Annotated in this window: 16 protein-coding genes and 1 pseudogene; 13 read left to right on the forward strand and 4 right to left on the reverse strand. The window is 43.0% G+C overall.

The window, feature by feature from the left end; all coding sequences use genetic code 11:
* Window positions 1-20: 20 nt before the first annotated feature.
* From yyaC to DER53_RS09145, 3 genes are all read right to left on the reverse strand, one after another.
* Window positions 21-578 (reverse strand): spore protease YyaC, encoded by a 558-nt coding sequence (yyaC, locus tag DER53_RS09135; protein WP_062753583.1) that lies wholly within the window; start codon window positions 576-578, stop codon window positions 21-23.
* Between the two features lie 69 nt (window positions 579-647).
* The gene (locus DER53_RS09140) at window positions 648-1,319 is read right to left on the reverse strand and encodes a GNAT family N-acetyltransferase (protein ID WP_062753581.1); all 672 of its coding nucleotides are present in this window, start codon (window positions 1,317-1,319) and stop codon (window positions 648-650) included.
* Between the two features lie 95 nt (window positions 1,320-1,414).
* Entirely contained in the window at window positions 1,415-1,609 is a 195-nt protein-coding gene (locus DER53_RS09145; RefSeq protein WP_062677478.1) for a YbxH family protein, read from the reverse strand.
* Between the two features lie 168 nt (window positions 1,610-1,777).
* Between DER53_RS09145 and DER53_RS09150 the strand changes: the two genes are divergently transcribed.
* The 4 genes from DER53_RS09150 (at window position 1,778) to DER53_RS09165 (ending at window position 8,565) form a co-directional block, all read left to right on the forward strand.
* Window positions 1,778-3,751 (forward strand): methyl-accepting chemotaxis protein, encoded by a 1,974-nt coding sequence (locus DER53_RS09150; RefSeq protein WP_062753579.1) that lies wholly within the window; start codon window positions 1,778-1,780, stop codon window positions 3,749-3,751.
* A gap of 302 nt (window positions 3,752-4,053) precedes the next feature.
* Window positions 4,054-6,912 carry a 2-oxoglutarate dehydrogenase E1 component gene (locus tag DER53_RS09155; protein ID WP_062753577.1) on the forward strand — a complete coding sequence of 953 codons (2,859 nt, stop codon included), beginning with the start codon at window positions 4,054-4,056 and terminating at the stop codon, window positions 6,910-6,912.
* Between the two features lie 26 nt (window positions 6,913-6,938).
* Window positions 6,939-8,198, forward strand: a complete 1,260-nt coding sequence (gene odhB, locus DER53_RS09160) for a 2-oxoglutarate dehydrogenase complex dihydrolipoyllysine-residue succinyltransferase (RefSeq protein ID WP_062753575.1) — start codon at window positions 6,939-6,941, stop codon at window positions 8,196-8,198.
* Window positions 8,199-8,334: 136 nt separating this feature from the next.
* On the forward strand, window positions 8,335-8,565 hold the full coding sequence (locus tag DER53_RS09165; protein WP_062753573.1) for a hypothetical protein: 231 nt from the start codon (window positions 8,335-8,337) through the stop codon (window positions 8,563-8,565).
* 70 nt (window positions 8,566-8,635) lie between these two features.
* Here the strand turns inward: DER53_RS09165 and DER53_RS09170 are convergent, their stop codons facing one another.
* Window positions 8,636-9,301 carry a cbb3-type cytochrome c oxidase subunit I gene (locus tag DER53_RS09170; RefSeq protein ID WP_244319544.1) on the reverse strand — a complete coding sequence of 222 codons (666 nt, stop codon included), beginning with the start codon at window positions 9,299-9,301 and terminating at the stop codon, window positions 8,636-8,638.
* 155 nt (window positions 9,302-9,456) lie between these two features.
* Between DER53_RS09170 and DER53_RS09175 the strand changes: the two genes are divergently transcribed.
* The 9 genes and pseudogenes from DER53_RS09175 (at window position 9,457) to DER53_RS09215 (ending at window position 17,565) form a co-directional block, all read left to right on the forward strand.
* Window positions 9,457-10,017, forward strand: coding sequence for a cupin domain-containing protein (locus tag DER53_RS09175; RefSeq protein ID WP_015863264.1), 561 nt, complete (start codon window positions 9,457-9,459; stop codon window positions 10,015-10,017).
* Window positions 10,018-10,590: 573 nt separating this feature from the next.
* Window positions 10,591-11,376: an SDR family oxidoreductase gene (locus DER53_RS09180; protein ID WP_015863265.1), complete on the forward strand. Its 786-nt coding sequence runs from the start codon at window positions 10,591-10,593 to the stop codon at window positions 11,374-11,376.
* 136 nt (window positions 11,377-11,512) lie between these two features.
* On the forward strand, window positions 11,513-12,379 hold the full coding sequence (locus DER53_RS09185; protein WP_015863266.1) for an NAD(P)-dependent oxidoreductase: 867 nt from the start codon (window positions 11,513-11,515) through the stop codon (window positions 12,377-12,379).
* A gap of 129 nt (window positions 12,380-12,508) precedes the next feature.
* Window positions 12,509-13,714, forward strand: coding sequence for an acyl-CoA dehydrogenase (locus DER53_RS09190; protein WP_062753571.1), 1,206 nt, complete (start codon window positions 12,509-12,511; stop codon window positions 13,712-13,714).
* Window positions 13,715-13,732: 18 nt separating this feature from the next.
* Window positions 13,733-14,512, forward strand: a complete 780-nt coding sequence (locus DER53_RS09195; protein ID WP_062678320.1) for an SDR family oxidoreductase — start codon at window positions 13,733-13,735, stop codon at window positions 14,510-14,512.
* 18 nt (window positions 14,513-14,530) lie between these two features.
* A pseudogene (locus DER53_RS09200) lies at window positions 14,531-14,950 on the forward strand (AMP-binding enzyme); the annotation flags it as partial.
* 111 nt (window positions 14,951-15,061) lie between these two features.
* A complete protein-coding gene (locus tag DER53_RS09205) occupies window positions 15,062-15,628 on the forward strand; it encodes a TetR/AcrR family transcriptional regulator (protein ID WP_062753568.1) in 567 nt (188 codons plus the stop codon).
* Between the two features lie 113 nt (window positions 15,629-15,741).
* Window positions 15,742-16,797, forward strand: a complete 1,056-nt coding sequence (locus tag DER53_RS09210) for a phosphotransferase family protein (protein ID WP_062753566.1) — start codon at window positions 15,742-15,744, stop codon at window positions 16,795-16,797.
* 9 nt (window positions 16,798-16,806) lie between these two features.
* Window positions 16,807-17,565 (forward strand): 2-phosphosulfolactate phosphatase, encoded by a 759-nt coding sequence (locus tag DER53_RS09215; protein WP_062753564.1) that lies wholly within the window; start codon window positions 16,807-16,809, stop codon window positions 17,563-17,565.
* The last annotated feature ends 26 nt before the right edge of the window (window positions 17,566-17,591 follow it).

The following is a 17,591-nucleotide window of genomic DNA, read 5'->3' on the forward strand; positions in this document are numbered from 1 at the left end:
CGGTGGAATGCATTCCACCGCTAATTGTTTATAAGAATAGAAGATGTTGATTCATATCCAAATCGCTGCCGTACGGTAAGTGAAATTCCTAAAGCGATTGCTTTTGCCATTTGATAAACGATATGTAAATTCGTATATGGAAGTGTCGCAATGTCTTCACAATCTTCCATTATTACCCCCATAATGCTAATATCGCCGACAGAGGGAAGGTTTTTGTCAAGTGCAGAACCTGGAGTGAGTGCTCCATTACGGACGACAATGGTATGAATGTAGTCGGAAATGCCAACAACACTATCAATCGCTAGCGTATATGTCGAAGGTGAAGCAGGGAATTGCTTTACAATTTCTTTTATATTCGTCGCATCCACCGGTTGTTTTAAATTTCCAATAATAGTCATATGTTTTGGGTAAAGACCGGATAAAAGTGTTCCGACAAACGGTCCTAGACTGTCGCCATTAATGCGATTGCTGCCAATGCATAAAACGACAAGGTGATCAACGTATTCCGGAATAGATGAAAAAAGATAATTGCGAATAAGCAAAGGAGCTAGCGGGTTATCATAGAAAATTGGCTGCATTAGAAGTCGTTCCTTTCCATAATCCTTCCTTTTCTTATTCGCGATGACAGCAAGTAAATCCTTCTTGAATTATCCATGATGTTTGAATGGATTGCGCCATTCCATCAGCACTGCATAATTTAGCGACTCTTCATCTTCTAAATAGTTTTCAATCACTTGAAGCGGTGTACGGCCGCAACGCAATAAAAATGTAATGACAGGGTCCTTTAGTTCCCCTTTCAATACTTTTTCGAGATATTGTGTTGCTGATAAACGATCAGCGTGCCGATGATAACCAGGCATTCTCCCTCCGCCAAGAAGACGGTCTACATTCAAGCGGACGACAACTTCATACATCGACTGCATCAGCCATTTTCCAAGCCCAAGTTTTCGATAATTGGGGGAGACGCAAATATCGACAACATATAATGTGTTTCCGTCGGGACGATGGTTGCGAATATAGCCGCCATCCGTTATTTCTTCCCACGTATGTGATGGATGTCTCGGGTCGAAATGAACGAGCAATCCCGTCATGGAACCGACAACACGGCCGTCTACTTCCACACAGAGTGCTCCTTCAGGAAATAGTGAAACATGATTGGTGAGTTGCTCCTCATTCCACCATAATTCTGATGGAAACGGCGGGGGAAAACTTTCTTGTTGAACGCGAATTAATTGCGAAAAATCATTTTTTGTATAATTTCGTATGATTGCTTTTTGTGGAACATCACCGTTAAATACATACAGTTCTTTTCGGTACATCGTTCTCCTCCTTTTTTATAAATCTATTATTTAACATCATATAGGAATTATGGCAGGAACGGCAAGAAAAACTGCTGTTTTCCACAGCGGTTTTGTTAATAAATCCCTCGTTTTTCCATATAATCATCAATTAATGTTTCGATTTGTTGTTCGTTCGGCTTTTCTCCTGCAAAAGTGAATGTTAATTCATCAACCAACACTCCATCCCGGTATACGTGCAATGCTCCTTTTTGATGAATGACGCTATATTCGATGTCGAATATATAGCCATCTCGCTCCATCGCCCCCATATCGTTCACTACCTTTTTATCAAACAGGATATGTTTTATATTGTTCCATTTCCGTTCGTATTTCATACTGTTATAAGAATTTGCTCCTATAGACGCACGACGATAGTCCCTTTTATAATAATACAAGGTTCGACAAAAAACGAGATACATAAAGGGGAGAAACTGGCTGTGTTTAAAACATTGCGGACGAAACTCATCGTATTAATGGCATTGTTAATGATTGTTTCATTAGTGGCTACCCAGATTGTCGGGGTCGTTGAAACGAAAAAAATGATCCAGCAAGATGCTGAAAAACGTGCGCAATCCATTATAAAAAGGGCGGTTGGGGATGTTCGTGACAGTTTTCAAAGCGAGGAAAATAGTTTGCTGCAATTTAGTGAATCACCTGTTGTAGCGAAAATGATCAAAGATCGCCATTCATGGCCAGAGCTTGACCAAGAATTTCGCACGTTTTTAAAAATCCACGAAAATGTTCAACTTGCTTATATTGGAACGGCTGATAAAAAAATGTATACGACGCCGGCAGCCGAGTTGCCTGACGGTTATGATCCAACATCGCGTCCATGGTATAAAAAAGCGGAAGAAAATCCGGACAAAGTAGTTTGGACAGAGCCTTACGTCGATGCAATAACGGGAAAGAATATTATTACATTGGCCAAGGCGGTAAAAGAAGGTGGTCGTGTTGTTGCTGTACTAGGAATTGATATGACATTAGATGAAGTTGCAAAAATTGTAAATAATATTGATGTTGGCTATCATGGATATCCAGTATTAGTTGATCAAAATGGAATTGCCGTTGTGCACCCGCAATATAAAGGAAAAGATATGTCGAAAAACGCTGCTGTCAAACATATGTTGAAAAATAAAAGTGGTTTATATACATATACGCTTGAAAACGAAAAGCGCCTTATGTATTTTACGACTATCCCTGAGCTAGGATGGAAAGTTGGCACCGTATATAAAGAGAAAGATTTATTTGCTGTCAGTCGATCGATTGCCACAAAAATGATGATCATTACGATTGTGGCTGTACTTATTGGCATCATCGCTATTTATTTTCTCGCCCGCTCCATCGTTAAGCCGGTAGTTGCACTTCAACACCAAGTGGAAAAAGTGGCGGAAGGCGATTTAACGGTGCACGTTCAAGTAAAATCAAAAGATGAAATCGGACAATTAGCGAATCATTTTAATCAGATGATTTCACAAATGCGGGCGCTGATCCACCAAGTCAATGAATCAGTAGCAGAACTAGCGGCTTCCGCTGATCATCTCAGCGCTGTTTCTGAGGAAACAATGGCGACAAGCGAACAAGTTGCAAGCGCCATTAACGATATTGCGAAAGGAACGACAGAGCAAGCAAGCGATTTAGATACGATCAATGAACGAACTACAGCGCTTTCGAAGCAGATTGAAACAGTTACGCAATCGGCGGCAAATATGCAAACATTATCGAATGAAACAAAAGAAGCTAGTTATAACGGGCTTGAAAATTTAAATGTGCTGCAATTAAAATCGGATGAGGCGAAAAAAGAACTATTGGCGGTTGAAAAAGTGATGAACGACTTAGTAGAAAAAATGAAACAAATTGATGAAGTGATCCAAACGATTACCGCTATTTCTGGACAAACGAATTTACTCGCTTTAAATGCCAGCATCGAAGCGGCAAGAGCAGGAGAACATGGAAAAGGATTTGCCGTTGTAGCGGAAGAAGTGCGTAAGTTAGCGGAACAATCAGCAAAAGCAACAGAGCTAATTCGTCAAACGATCGCTATGATTCAACAACAAGTCGATCTAGCGATGCAAGCGGTTAGTTATTCTAAAGATATGTACGAACAACAGCAACAATCTGTCCATACAACAGGGGATTCATTTGTAAAAATTACGGCAATGATGGAAGAATTAACGGCGGCTGTTGCTAATATTACAGATGAAGCAAACCGGATGAACGAAAGCAAAGATGTTGTGATCGAAGCAATGCAAAATATTTCTGCCATCGCTCAGCAATCTGCAGCAGCTACAGAGGAAGTGGCAGCATCAGCTGATGATCAGCTGCAAGCATTGAGTACAGTGACGGAATCGGCAGAAAAATTAAGTGACATGGGAAGACAGTTACAAAAATTAGTCGAAAAGTTTAAACTATAGTCTTTGCTTTATTTCATTGGTCATTCTGCGGCAATACATATGTGTTGCCGCTTTTTTTTTCTTATGTTTTTAAACTCAATTAAAAAAAATAAGTATTATGTGACGATTTTTAGTTTTTAATCATCGATTTTAATGAATAATAATGTTAAAATATAGATTGAAAACGTTTATAACGTTATTTCTTTGTTTATTTGGGAACAATGGATGCGAGCGGGTATCATCTCCGCTTCGTATTTACGCTATGCGTGCGAAGCCGGCTCGCAATCATCCCAAATGAATGAAATAGTTGGAGGTTTTTCATAATGACAAAGCAAACGATGCACTACGCAGAACCATGGAGTCAATTTTATGGCCCGAACCTTGGATACGTGATGGAAATGTATGAGCAGTATCTAGAGGATCCGGACAGCGTAGATCCCGAATTGAAACAATTGTTTAAGGAGTGGGGAGCACCGACAACGGAAGCAGAACGGTTTGAGCATAGTGGGAGTGTCGCAAAAACTTATCAAACGTTCCGGCTTCCTGAGAATCCAACCATATTCAGCAAACTTGTTGCTGCGGTAAAACTAGCTGATAAAATTCGCCATTATGGCCATCTAGCAGCAGATATCAACCCATTAAATACCCAAAATAAAGATACGCGCCGTATTGAATTAAGCGAATTTGATTTAACGGAAGATGATTTAAAACAAATTCCTGTCGCATTTATCTGTCCGCATGCGCCTGCGCATGTGAAAAATGGATTGGATGCCATTAACCATTTGCGGAAAATATACACGGATAAAATCGCTTTCGAATTTTCACAAGTACATAACTTGGAAGAAAGAAATTGGTTAATTAGCCAAATTGAATCAGGAGCATATTACCCAAGTCTGACAAACGAGGAAAAAGTGGCGTTGCTCCGCCGCCTTACGGAAGTGGAAGGGTTTGAAAAGTTCCTTCATCGTACGTTTGTCGGCCAAAAACGTTTCTCGATCGAAGGATTAGATTCGATGGTTCCACTATTAGACGAACTTGTCCGCAATTCCATTGAAGAAGAAGTGAAAGCGGTTAATATCGGCATGGCGCATCGCGGCCGCTTAAACGTGCTTGCTCACGTCCTTGGAAAGCCATATGAAATGATTTTTGCTGAGTTCCAACATGCGGAAAGCAAAGATTTCATTCCGTCGGAAGGATCGGTAGCGATTACATATGGCTGGACGGGAGATGTGAAATATCATTTAGGGGCAGCTCGCCGTCTTCGAAACAAAAATGAGCATACGATGAGAATTACATTGGCAAACAACCCAAGCCATCTAGAAGTGGTTAATCCTGTTGTTTTAGGGTTTACGCGTGCTGCTCAAGAGGATCGCACGAACGCGGGCGTGCCGTCTCAAGATACCGATTCGTCGTTTGCTATTATGATTCACGGAGACGCGGCATTTCCTGGGCAAGGAATTGTAGCCGAAACACTAAACTTAAGCCGTTTGCAAGGATATCAGACAGGCGGATCGATTCATATTATTGCGAATAATATGATCGGTTTCACAACAGAAAGCCATGATTCTCGTTCTACGAAATATGCATCTGATATTGCAAAAGGTTTTGAAATACCGATTGTGCATGTGAACGCCGACGATCCGGAAGCATGTTTAGCAGCGGCGAACCTTGCGTTTGCCTATCGTAAGCGTTTTAAAAAAGATTTTGTTATCGATTTAATTGGCTACCGCCGTTTTGGTCATAACGAAATGGACGAACCGATGGCGACAAACCCAACAATGTATAGCATTATTCAACAACATCCAACCGTTCGTCAACTTTATGCGCAAAAGTTGATTGAAAAAGGAATTGTTACTAAAGAAGCTGTAGAAGAGATGGAACGAGAAGTTGCGGAACGATTGAAAATCGCGTATGAAAAAGTTCCAAAAGATGAGTCAAAACTTGATTTTATCATGGATCCGCCGAAACCGGTAGCATGCAAATTGCCATTTGTAAAAACATCGGTAGAAAAAGATGTATTGCGCCGGTTGAATAAAGAACTGTTGCAGTTTCCTTCTGATTTCCATGTATTTAATAAGTTAGAACGCATCTTAAAGCGCCGTGAAGGCGTGTTTGACGGCAAAGGGAAAATTGACTGGGCGCACGCGGAGATTCTTGCCTTTGCAACAATTTTGCGTGATGGTGTTCCAATCCGTCTTACTGGCCAAGATTCACAGCGCGGTACGTTCGCCCAACGTCATCTTGTGTTGCATGATATGAAAACAGGTAAAGAATTTGTTCCGCTTCACCATATTAGCGATGCGAACGCTTCATTCGTTGTTTACAATAGTCCGCTGACAGAAGCGGCAGTGCTTGGTTACGAATATGGGTATAACGTCTTTGCGCCGGAAACGCTCGTTTTATGGGAAGCACAATTTGGCGATTTCGCGAATATGGCACAAGTGATGTTTGATCAGTTTATTTCATCTGGACGGGCGAAATGGGGACAAAAATCCGGTCTTGTTATGTTGCTTCCACACGGGTATGAAGGACAAGGTCCGGAACATTCAAGCGGTCGTTTAGAACGGTTTTTACAACTAGCAGCGGAAAATAACTGGACGGTAGCCAACTTGTCAACTGCCGCTCAATATTTCCATATTTTGCGTCGACAAGCCAGTATTTTACGGCGGGAGGAAGTTCGTCCATTAGTGCTGATGACGCCAAAAAGCTTGTTGCGCCATCCGTTAGCGGCATCAGATGTGGAAGAGTTTACGAATGGTCAATTCCATCCTGTGCTTGAACAAAAGGGACTTGGCGAAAACTGTGAAAAAGTAGAAAGAATTATTTTAAGCACTGGAAAATTGACGATTGATTTGGCAGAGCAAATCAACAAAATGGAAGGGCTAGACTGGCTTCACGTCGTGCGCATAGAAGAATTGTACCCATTCCCGAAAGAAGAACTCCAAGCAATTTTTGCTCGCTATCCAAACGTAAAGGAAATTGTATGGGTTCAGGAAGAACCGCAAAACATGGGAAGCTGGTGTTATGTCGAGCCGAGATTGCGTGAAATTGCTCCAGAAGGAGTAGATGTAAGCTACATTGGCAGACGCAGACGGGCAAGCCCTGCAGAAGGTGACCCTGTCGTTCATCGAAAAGAGCAAGAGCGTATTATTCAATGTGCATTAACGAAAAAAGAGCAATAATGCAAGATTTGAGGAGGGCATCAAACGTGGCTGAAGTCAAAGTTCCAGAATTAGCAGAATCTATTACAGAAGGGACCATTGCGCAATGGTTGAAAAAACCTGGTGATCATGTAGAAAAAGGTGAATCGATTTGCGAATTGGAAACAGATAAAGTGAATGTAGAAATCATGGCTGAGGAATCAGGAGTATTGCAACAAATTTTAGCAAACGAAGGCGACACTGTCGCAGTAGGCCAGGCTATTGCAGTGATCGGCGAAGGACAGGAAGCTGCGCCTAGCAATCAAGAAGAACCAAAACAAGCAGCACCAGAAAACCTACAAGCGACAAACGTGCAAGCAGAGGAAATCGAAAAACAGCCGTTATCGGCTAGTCAGCCGACGCAGCGTCCGATTGCTTCACCGGCGGCGCGAAAAATCGCGAGAGAAAAAGGAATCGACTTGGCGCAAGTTCCTACCGTTGACCCGTTAGGACGGGTTCGTAAACAAGATGTGGAGTCATTTGCGCAACAACAATCAAGACCACAAGCAACCCTAACAACACCGGTTCAACAACCGGCTCCATCAGTAGTGAAGCAAGATGATGGGAAGCCAGTGATCCGTGAAAAAATGTCGCGCCGCCGCCAGACAATTGCTAAACGCTTATTAGAAGTGACACAATCTACGGCGATGTTGACAACGTTTAATGAAATTGATATGTCAGCTGTCATCGAATTACGAAAACGGAAAAAAGATAAATTTTTCGAAGAACACGACGTGCGTCTTGGATTTATGTCTTTCTTCGTGAAGGCAGCTGTGGCAGCATTGAAAAAATATCCTTATGTGAATGCCGAAATTCAAGGTGACGAAATTATTTTGAAAAAATACTATGATATTGGGGTTGCTGTTTCAACGGACGAAGGCTTAGTCGTTCCAGTGGTGCGAGACTGCGATCGGAAAAATTTTGCCGAAATCGAAAGAGATATTGCTGAATTGGCGGCAAAAGCGCGCAACAATAAACTATCGCTAAGCGATTTGCAAGGAGGAACGTTTACCATTACAAACGGCGGGGTATTCGGTTCGCTCTTCTCTACTCCGCTTCTTAACGGACCGCAAGTTGGTATTTTAGGCATGCATTCGATCAAGCTTCGTCCGGTTGCGATTGACGAAGAACGAATCGAGAACCGCCCAATGATGTATGTGGCGCTATCATATGACCATCGAATTATTGACGGAAAAGAAGCAGTCGGCTTCTTAAAAACGGTAAAAGACTTGATCGAAAATCCAGAAGACCTTCTATTAGAAAGCTGATAAAAAGGAGGCAGGCTCCAAAAAACGCTTTTGGAGCCGCCTCTTTTTTCGTTCATGGGAAATAATGAGCAGCTGTGAAAAGGAATGATTCGTTCGATTTAAATGAAAAATAGACATAAAAGGAGGGATAAGATAGATGCCAGAGCGGGGAAGAAACGATCATCCTCATGATTTTCATTTCGATGGAGATCGCGAGGGAATCCTAAATGACGCGCTCGCGGCAGAAGGGAATACATTAGGAGTGCGAAGCGATATAGACCCGTTGCAGCTGGCTACTCAAAAAAATTCGTTTCATGTTGCGAGAGTAAATGTAGACGAAAAAATGAAACAATTTCGTTCCATAATGGATGGGGAAAACAGAGACTGATTCAAAAGCAAAGGTGCCCCAAACGCGATCGCTTTTGGGACACACTCTTTTGATCGAAATTAGGTTATTTTCACCAAGTCCGGTACGGCAGTGATCCGAGCGGGGCGTGCATGATGAGCTGATAAATCGGAATGGCATACGCTATTACGGAAAGGGCGATGGAGACACCGATCCAGAATGGCCATCTTTCCAGAATTCGAGGTGGATGTTCCGCTTGTTCGTTGACAACGCCAATCGGGTATTCGATTGTTTTTTCGGATTTCGGTGCCAAGAACAACAAATTGAACCAGATATACAGTACCAGTACGATGGCTACAAACAGGATGACGCCTCCTAGAGCGATTACCTGGTTGTAAGAAAGCCATGTAACAGCAAGTTCATGTCCACCGTAAGTGGAGTAACTGGTGCGCCGAGGTGTGCCAAGGAGTCCGACAATATGCATAATCACAGCCATCAAGAACATGCCGATAGCCCACGGGACTGCCTGGACGATGGCAAGCCTGTTCAATTGCTTCGTGAAAACCCGTCCGGTCAAGACTGGAATCAGCCAGTAGGAAATAGCAAAGAATGTCAATAATACTGTAGATGCGATTGTCAGATGGAAATGGCCTGTGACAAACCATGTATTATGCACCATCTGGTTCAGCTGGTAACTCGCATTAATGATGCCGCCGGCCCCAGCCGGTATGAAGATGATCATGCCCATGACGGCAGTGAAAAAAACACATATATACATGACTAATATGTGTTCCCCTTTTTTAAAGGGCCATTTAATTGAGTACAATGTTTTGGACCAATAACGATTTCTTTAAATAAATAACCCTGAATTTAAGTAAATTCCTTGAACATAGTGCATAGGATAATTTATAAATCTGCGAAGGAGTGAGAAAAATGTACTATGTTCCTTTTATGTATCCATATCCTTATTATATTAACGTACCAATGTATAACTATGGAAGACAGCCTGTTTACTGGTCTATTCCTAATGAGATAGGGCATGCAAAACGATTGGATTTTTTGCAATCATCAAAGGGAAGAGATAAAATTGAGTTAAAAGATTATGGACCAAAACCGTTTGTAGTTAATATCAACGAGGCTGCGAAGCAAAACAATACGTATCGTACCGCTTTATGGACAGGAAATCATTTGCAAGTTACATTGATGAGTCTCAATGTTGGCGAAGATATCGGTTTGGAAATTCACCCTGACGTGGATCAATTCTTACGTATTGAACAAGGTCAAGGGATTGTTCAAATGGGCAAGAGTAAAGATAATTTAAACTTTGAAAGAAAAGTCTATGATGATTCTGCCATTATGATACCTGCCGGAACATGGCACAATGTAATCAATATAGGTAATATCCCGCTAAAACTTTACTCGATATATGCACCTCCAGAACATCCACGTGGTACTGTACATGTAACAAAAGCCGATGCTATGGCAGCTGAATAAAACTACTGTAAGTAATAAAAAGAAGAACGTGGTTGCTATTATTAGTCTTGCGAATTAGGGAACTATTTTGTATGTTTGTTATTCAATTAATGAGAGCGATGCTTAATAAGGGGCATCGCCTTTGTGCTATTTTAACAAATGCATCATTCTCAAGAACCCGTCTTATTTTAATTAAACGATCCCTTCATCATTTGTTGGTGTCGCATAGATGCAGAATGGTTGGCTAACGGATGGCGATAGTTGAACAAGACATACAAAAAAGACCGATTGATTTCGGTCTTCTTTCTGTGGTTTAAAAATCAACATTAGAATTTAACAGAGCCTTTTTGAAAAAAGCGATGCATATCAGCGTATCACTTCTTTAGATAGAACAAGAGATTTGTACGGCATTATCCCCTACAGGTATACAGCGAAAAAAAAAGAACATTTGGTATGATGTTGGATTCTACCCGGGGGGATTTTTTGTGCAAAGAAAGAACAACCCCTTTTTAATCTATACAAGAAAGAAGGAAAATCACTAAAATGCAGCGAATAACTTTAAATAAAAACATGTATAACTGAGGAGGAAAAGCTATGGAGTTGCGCTTGTCGGGGAAAACAGCACTTGTCGTCGCTTCCAGTCAAGGTCTTGGTAAAGCAATTGCCCGTCAGCTTGTGCTCGAAGGGGCAAATGTCATGATTACAAGCCGAAATGAAGAGAAGCTGCAAGAGGTGGAAAAAGAATTACGTGATTTACATAAAGGACAAGTCGCCCACCTTCAAGCAGATATTACGAAGGCAGAAGATATTCGTCGTCTTGTGCAAAAAACGGTAGACATTTATGGAACCATCGATTTATTGGTGAACAACGCCGGGGGGCCTCCTGCGGGAACGTTTGAAACGATCAGCGACGAAGATTGGTATCATGCGTTTGAATTGAATTTGCTTAGCTATATCCGCATGATTCGGGAAGCGCTTCCGTACTTAAAGAAAAAAGGAGGAAAAATTGTCAACATCGCTTCTTCCTCCATTAAAGAGCCGATTCCGGGGCTGCTTTTATCCAATACATTCCGCACTGGCATCGTCGGTTTGACGAAAACATTAGCTTTTGAATTCGCACCGTACAACATTTTAATTAATACGGTAGCACCGGGACGAATCGCAACAGAGCGGGTCGCATTTTTAGACAAAATCAATGCGGAAAAACTAGGAATTTCGAAAGAAGAAATGGAAGCGCGCATGAAAAGTATGATTCCTCTTGGCCGTTACGGCACACCGGAGGAATTTGCCAATGTCGTTACATTCCTTCTTTCAGAGGCAAACACATATATCACAGGGCAGTCTCTTATTGTTGACGGCGGGATGGTAAAAGCGATTTAATATAGTGCGATGAGGAATTCAATCGAAATACAGCCGCTTTTGAAAAAAGAAAGATAGCGCCTTGGTTCATTTCCAAGGTACTTTTTTATGTTATGATAAACATGATTCATTCAAATGCAGGGAGGGGAAGAAGACAATGAAAACAATCGGCTTTATCGGTCTTGGTGTGATGGGAAAAAGCATGGCTCGCAATTTGCTAAAAGCAGGTTATCCTCTTCTTGTTTACTCACGAACAAAAGAGAAAGCGAACGATCTTATTGAAGAGGGAGCAGTTTGGAAAGAAACAGTTGCTCAACTTGCAAAAGAAGCGGATGTTGTCATCACAATGGTTGGATATCCAAAAGATGTGGAGGAAGTATATTTTGGAGAAGAAGGCATACTGGCAAACGTAAAAGAAGGTACATATGTGATTGATATGACCACATCTACTCCGACGCTTGCGGAAAAAATTTATCAGGCGGCGAAAGAACGAAATGTTTATGCGCTTGATGCTCCTGTTTCAGGCGGAGATATTGGCGCAAAAGAAGGAAAATTAACGATTATGGTTGGCGGAGATGAAGAAGTATTTTCCGCGTGTAAACCGATTTTAGAAAGATTGGGAACGAACATTGTTCATCAAGGAAAAGCAGGTGCTGGCCAACATACAAAAATGTGCAATCAAATCGCAATTGCATCGAACATGATTGGCGTTTGCGAGGCGCTTGCCTATGCGAAGCGTTCAGGATTGGATCCGTTTAAAGTGCTAGAAAGCATCTCCCAGGGAGCGGCGGGAAGCTGGTCGCTGAGCAATTTAGCCCCTCGCATGCTTTCCGGCGATTTCAAGCCGGGCTTTTATGTGAAGCATTTTATTAAGGATATGAAAATTGCGTTAGAGGAAGCAGAAAAAATGAATTTGCAACTGCCAGGGCTTGCGCTTGCGAAATCGATGTATGAAGAACTGGCAAAGGCAGGGGAAGAAAACAGCGGCACGCAAGCTTTATATAAGCGATATATCCAAGAATAAGCAGACATCATCTTTATGATGATGTCTTTTTTGTTATTTATCTAAAAATATTGAATATTTTTATAAATAAGGGTATAGTAAAGATAAGGTTACATACTAACCGGTTAGTATAGAAGGGGATGGGAAAGAATGGATTTTTCGTATTCACCGAAAGTCAAAGAGCTGATTAAAAAGTTAAGCGCTTTCATGGAAGGTTACATTTATCCAAATGAAAAGGTGTATAAGGAGCAACTAAACGCACAAGAATCGAGATGGTCTGTTCCGCCGATTATGGAGGAATTAAAAGCAAAGGCGAAAAAAGAAGGACTTTGGAATTTATTTTTGCCGGACAGCGAATACGGGGCAGGGCTGACGAACTTGGAGTATGCGCCGCTTTGCGAGATCATGGGGCGCTCGTTGATTGCGCCGGAAGTATTTAATTGCAGCGCTCCTGACACAGGAAATATGGAAGTGCTCGTCCGCTACGGCACGGAAGAACAGAAGCAAAAATGGCTGATTCCGTTATTAAACGGGGAAATCCGTTCCTGTTTTTCCATGACAGAGCCAGACGTTGCCTCCAGTGATGCGACGAACATTTCTGCAAGCATTGTCCGCGATGGCGATGAATACGTTATTACTGGACGGAAATGGTGGTCGTCAGGCGCTGGCGATCCGCGCTGCAAAGTCGCGATTGTCATGGGAAAAACGAACCCGGATGCCCCGAAACACGAACAGCAGTCGATGATTATTGTTCCGCTCGATACGCCAGGAGTAAAAATTGAGAGGATGCTGCCGGTGTTTGGCTATGACCATGCCCCACACGGCCATGCGGAAATTACGTATGACCATGTCCGCGTCCCGAAAGAAAACATTATTTGGGGAGAAGGAAAAGGATTTGCCATTGCCCAAGGACGCCTAGGCCCAGGGAGAATTCACCATTGCATGCGGCTGATCGGAGCGGCCGAGAGGGCGCTTGAATTGATGTGCCAGCGCGTGCAAAAGCGGGTTGCGTTTGGGAAACCGATCGCAGAACAAGGCGTCATTCGCGATTGGATTGCCCAGTCACGGATCGAAATTGAACAAGCACGGCTGCTTACATTGAAAGCGGCATACATGATGGATACGGTGGGCAATAAAAAGGCGAAAAAAGAAATTGCGATGATTAAAGTGGTAGCGCCAAACGTTGCCTTAAAAGTGATTGACCGGGCCATCCAGGCATTTGGAGCCGCAGGAGTCAGCGATGACTTCCCGCTTGCCGCTCAATGGGCGAATGCGCGCACATTGCGTCTTGCCGACGGGCCGGATGAAGTGCATAAAGAGCAAATCGCCAAATTGGAATTACGACAATATCAATAAAAAAGGGAGAGAAATAGCATGCATGTACTAGATTTGTTTAAAATATCTGGAAAAACGGCGATCGTTACCGGAGGAGGGCGCGGGCTTGGCGAACAGATCGCCATCGGCTTGGCGGAAGCAGGAGCAAACGTCGTTATATGTTCGAGAAAATTGGAAGCATGTGAACAAGTGAAAGAAAAGCTAGAACAGCTTGGCGTAAAAGCGCTTGCATTAAAATGCGATGTCACGAATCCAGAGGATGTACAGCGCGTCGTGCAAGCGACGGTCGATGAATTTGGGCAAATTGACATTTTAGTCAATAACAGCGGCGCGACGTGGGGGGCGCCGGTAGAAGAAATGCCGCTTGAGGCATGGCAAAAAGTCATCAACGTCAATGTGACCGGAACGTTTCTCATGAGCCAGGCGGCCGGCAAAGTAATGATCAAACAGCGGAGCGGCAAAATCATCAATATCGCTTCTGTCGCAGGGCTTGGCGGAACGAATCCGGAAATATTAAATACCATTGGTTATAACACAAGCAAAGGGGCTGTTATTACGTTTACGAAAGACTTGGCCGTAAAATGGGGAAGATACGGAATTCATGTCAATGCAATCGCACCGGGGTTTTTCCCAACGAAAATGTCCAAAGCCGTCCTTGAGCAAGTGGGACAGAAAGTGCTGCAAAATACGCCGTTAGGACGATTTGGCGGAGAAGATGATTTAAAAGGAGCGATATTATTTTTAGCGTCTCCGGCCTCCGATTTTGTGACAGGATCGTTAATCGTTGTCGATGGCGGAAGCCACGCCTCAGGATCTTAAAAAAGGAGGAATGGGAAAATGAATGAAAAGAAAGCGGCGGTATTATATCCAGAGAATGTATCGTTTCAGTTTGATATTCCCAACATCACATTAGAAGGATATGTAACAATCATTGACCGGAAAAAAGATATGATTATTGCCGGCGGTTACAATATTTATCCGCGTGAAATTGAAGAGGTGCTTTACGAACATCCGGCAGTAAAAGAAGCGGTGGCGATCGGCGTGCCAGATGAGTACCGCGGTGAAACGGTAAAAGCGATCATCGTATTAAAAGATGGAAAAGAAGCAACAGAAGAAGAAATTATCGCGCATTGCCGCAAAAATTTAGCCGCCTACAAAGTGCCTCACATTGTCGAGTTTCGCGCCGAATTGCCAAAAACAAACGTCGGCAAAATTTTGCGCCGCGCTCTTCGCGAAGAGGCGCTCCGTTCAAAATAAAGAAAGAAGTGCGTTCTTCCAAAAGCGGTCAAGTCACATGCTTGTTGTCTTATTGGCTTGACCGTTTTATGATAATGGCAGGAATAAACATGACAGGAAAGGTGGAAGAGCGTGAAGGAAAAAATTATGGCGGCAGGCATTATGCTATTTGAACAAAAAGGATTTAGCGAAACTTCCATTCAAGATATTGTGGATATGCTCGGCGTGACAAAAGGAACATTTTACTACTATTTTAAAAGCAAAGAAGAATTATTAATGGATATCCATCTTCGCTATATTGAAGCACTGCTTGAAAATCAAAAGAGAATTATAGAGGATTCTACAAAAACAATAAAGGAAAAAGTGTTTGAAATCGTCTATATGCTTATTCATAACATTGAAAAACAAGGAAGACAGGCACGTATTTTTTTCCGGGAAATGAAACATTTAAATGAAGATCATTTAAAGAAAATTGTAGAAAAGCGGGATTTGTTTCGTTACAATCTGCAATTGTTAATAGAAGAAGGGATGAGAAACGGCGAGTTCCGTGACGATTTGCCGCCTTCCATTGCAACGCTGACCGTTTTAGGAGCGGCAAACTGGAGCTACCAATGGTTTCAGCCGGATGGGAAATTGAGCGATTTCGAAGTGGCGAAACATATGGTTTCGATTTTACTGGAAGGAATAGAGAAAAAGTAAAGAGTGCAGCTGCTTGGTGTTTGCATGCCAAGTAGCTTTTTTGAAACATACTAACCAGTCAGTAAAAAAAGGATGAATATGCCAAACGATCGTAATGGAAAGGAGAAATTGCCATGACGGCGATCATTCCTGTACGTAAAGGAGAAGAACTGCCTGTTGAAAAATTGACCGATTTTTTGAGAAAAACATTGCCGGATTTTCCGGAGGGCACGCTGCAAGTGAGACAGTTTTCCGCTGGACGCTCCAATTTAACGTATTTGCTGTCATGCGGAGAGTGGGAAGCCGTTTTGCGGCGGCCGCCGTTTGGCCCCGTTCCGCCGAAGGCGCATGATATGAAGCGGGAAAGCACATGGCTGACGGAAATTCATCCGATTTTCCCGCTGGCGCCGAAACCGTTATTATTTTGCGAGGATGAATCGATTATTGGCAGTCCATTTTTTGTGATGGAGCGTCGCCATGGCATTGTGCTAGATACGGAGTTTCCAGCGCACATTGTCCCGACAGAAGAATTATGTCGGAAAATCTCGGAAACGATGGTGGATACGCTCGTACAAGTACATCAGCTTGATTATACAAAAACGCATCTTGTCGAGATGGTAAAGCCTAAAAGGTTTATGGAACGGCAAGTACATGGATGGATTCAGCGCTATGAGCGGGCGAAAACGGATGAGATTAAAGAAGTGGAAGCGCTGACGAAATGGCTTGTGAGTCACGTTCCGGAAAACAGCGAAGCGACGATTATTCACTATGATTATAAATTAAACAACGCGTTGTTTGCCGAAGATGATGTCACGCAAATGGCCGGCTTGTTTGACTGGGAAATGTCCACCGTCGGCGATCCGCTTGCCGATCTGGCTGTGGCGATGAGCTACTGGATTGAAAAGGACGATCCGCCGCAGTTGAAAAACGGATTTGGCAGAACGCCGGTTACCGTTTATCCTGGCTTTTATACGCGCGAGGAATTTATTCGGGCATACGCAGAAAAAAGCGGACGGGATATTTCGAATATGCACTTTTATTTAACGTTTGCTTATTTTAAACTCGCTGTCATCGCCCAGCAGATTTATTATCGCTACCGCTGCGGGCAGACGAATGACGAACGCTTCCGCAATTTTGGAAAATTTGTTCAGTCACTCATCCAACATGCATGGCAGCTAGCAATGCGCTGAGGTGAATCCATGGCAAAAGTACATGTCGTCTTTCGCAAAGAAGATATTGATGAAACAGCTTTAGCAGATGGAAAAATAGCGGTTGTGTTCGATATTTTGCTCGCTACTTCCACGATTACCGCCGCCCTTTCGTTTGGCGCTGCTTCCGTTATTCCAGTGCGAAATGCCGAGGAAGCCCGGGAAAAAGCGAGCCTGCTTCCAAACGGGAGCTATGAGCTTGTCGGCGAGTACGAAGGCCGGACGATTGATGGCTTTCGATCTACGGCACCGCTTTTTTTGCAAAAGTTCTGTCCGGGAAAAACGATTATTTTATCCACGACGAATGGCACGGTGGCGATCCGCAAGGCGATGCACGCCAATCATCTTTACGTCGGTAGCTTGCTGAATGGACCGGCGCTTAGTGAGCATATTTGCCGGCGGCATGCATCGGAAACGATTGTCGCTATCTGCTCCGGTTCATCAGGAAGATTTTGTTTAGAAGATTTTTATGGTGCTGGTTATTTTATCTCTTGCCTGCTTCAATGCGGCGTTTCTACCCGCGACTTGTCCGATAGCGCCATGGCGGCGTGGCTCTTTTACGAAAAATACAAGACGGAAAACGCGGGGAAAACAGTGCTTGCCTCTTCACGAGTCGGAAGATGGATGATGGTCCATGGCCTTGAATCAGACATTGATTATATTAATCAGCAAGGAGTGCTCCCTGTTATTCCATTTTTTCAAAAAACGGCATCGGGAGGAGAAATTCACGATGCAGCGAGGTGCTCATAATGAATATTAACGGAAGGAGAATGAGG

Origin of the sequence: Parageobacillus toebii NBRC 107807 (genome assembly GCF_003688615.2) — a bacterium.
Lineage (GTDB): Bacteria > Bacillota > Bacilli > Bacillales > Anoxybacillaceae > Parageobacillus_B > Parageobacillus_B toebii.

Excerpts from the sequence above, each read along its gene's own strand:
- yyaC (WP_062753583.1), bottom strand. The coding sequence starts at position 578 with ATGCAGCCAATTTTCTATGATAACCCGCTAGCTCCTTTGCTTATTCGC.
- DER53_RS09140 (WP_062753581.1), bottom strand. The coding sequence starts at position 1,319 with ATGTACCGAAAAGAACTGTATGTATTTAACGGTGATGTTCCACAAAAA.
- DER53_RS09145 (WP_062677478.1), bottom strand. The coding sequence starts at position 1,609 with ATGGGGGCGATGGAGCGAGATGGCTATATATTCGACATCGAATATAGC.
- DER53_RS09155 (WP_062753577.1), top strand. The coding sequence starts at position 4,054 with ATGACAAAGCAAACGATGCACTACGCAGAACCATGGAGTCAATTTTAT.
- DER53_RS09165 (WP_062753573.1), top strand. The coding sequence starts at position 8,335 with ATGCCAGAGCGGGGAAGAAACGATCATCCTCATGATTTTCATTTCGAT.
- DER53_RS09170 (WP_244319544.1), bottom strand. The coding sequence starts at position 9,301 with ATGTATATATGTGTTTTTTTCACTGCCGTCATGGGCATGATCATCTTC.
- DER53_RS09175 (WP_015863264.1), top strand. The coding sequence starts at position 9,457 with ATGTACTATGTTCCTTTTATGTATCCATATCCTTATTATATTAACGTA.
- DER53_RS09180 (WP_015863265.1), top strand. The coding sequence starts at position 10,591 with ATGGAGTTGCGCTTGTCGGGGAAAACAGCACTTGTCGTCGCTTCCAGT.
- DER53_RS09185 (WP_015863266.1), top strand. The coding sequence starts at position 11,513 with ATGAAAACAATCGGCTTTATCGGTCTTGGTGTGATGGGAAAAAGCATG.
- DER53_RS09190 (WP_062753571.1), top strand. The coding sequence starts at position 12,509 with ATGGATTTTTCGTATTCACCGAAAGTCAAAGAGCTGATTAAAAAGTTA.
- DER53_RS09195 (WP_062678320.1), top strand. The coding sequence starts at position 13,733 with ATGCATGTACTAGATTTGTTTAAAATATCTGGAAAAACGGCGATCGTT.
- DER53_RS09210 (WP_062753566.1), top strand. The coding sequence starts at position 15,742 with ATGACGGCGATCATTCCTGTACGTAAAGGAGAAGAACTGCCTGTTGAA.
- DER53_RS09215 (WP_062753564.1), top strand. The coding sequence starts at position 16,807 with ATGGCAAAAGTACATGTCGTCTTTCGCAAAGAAGATATTGATGAAACA.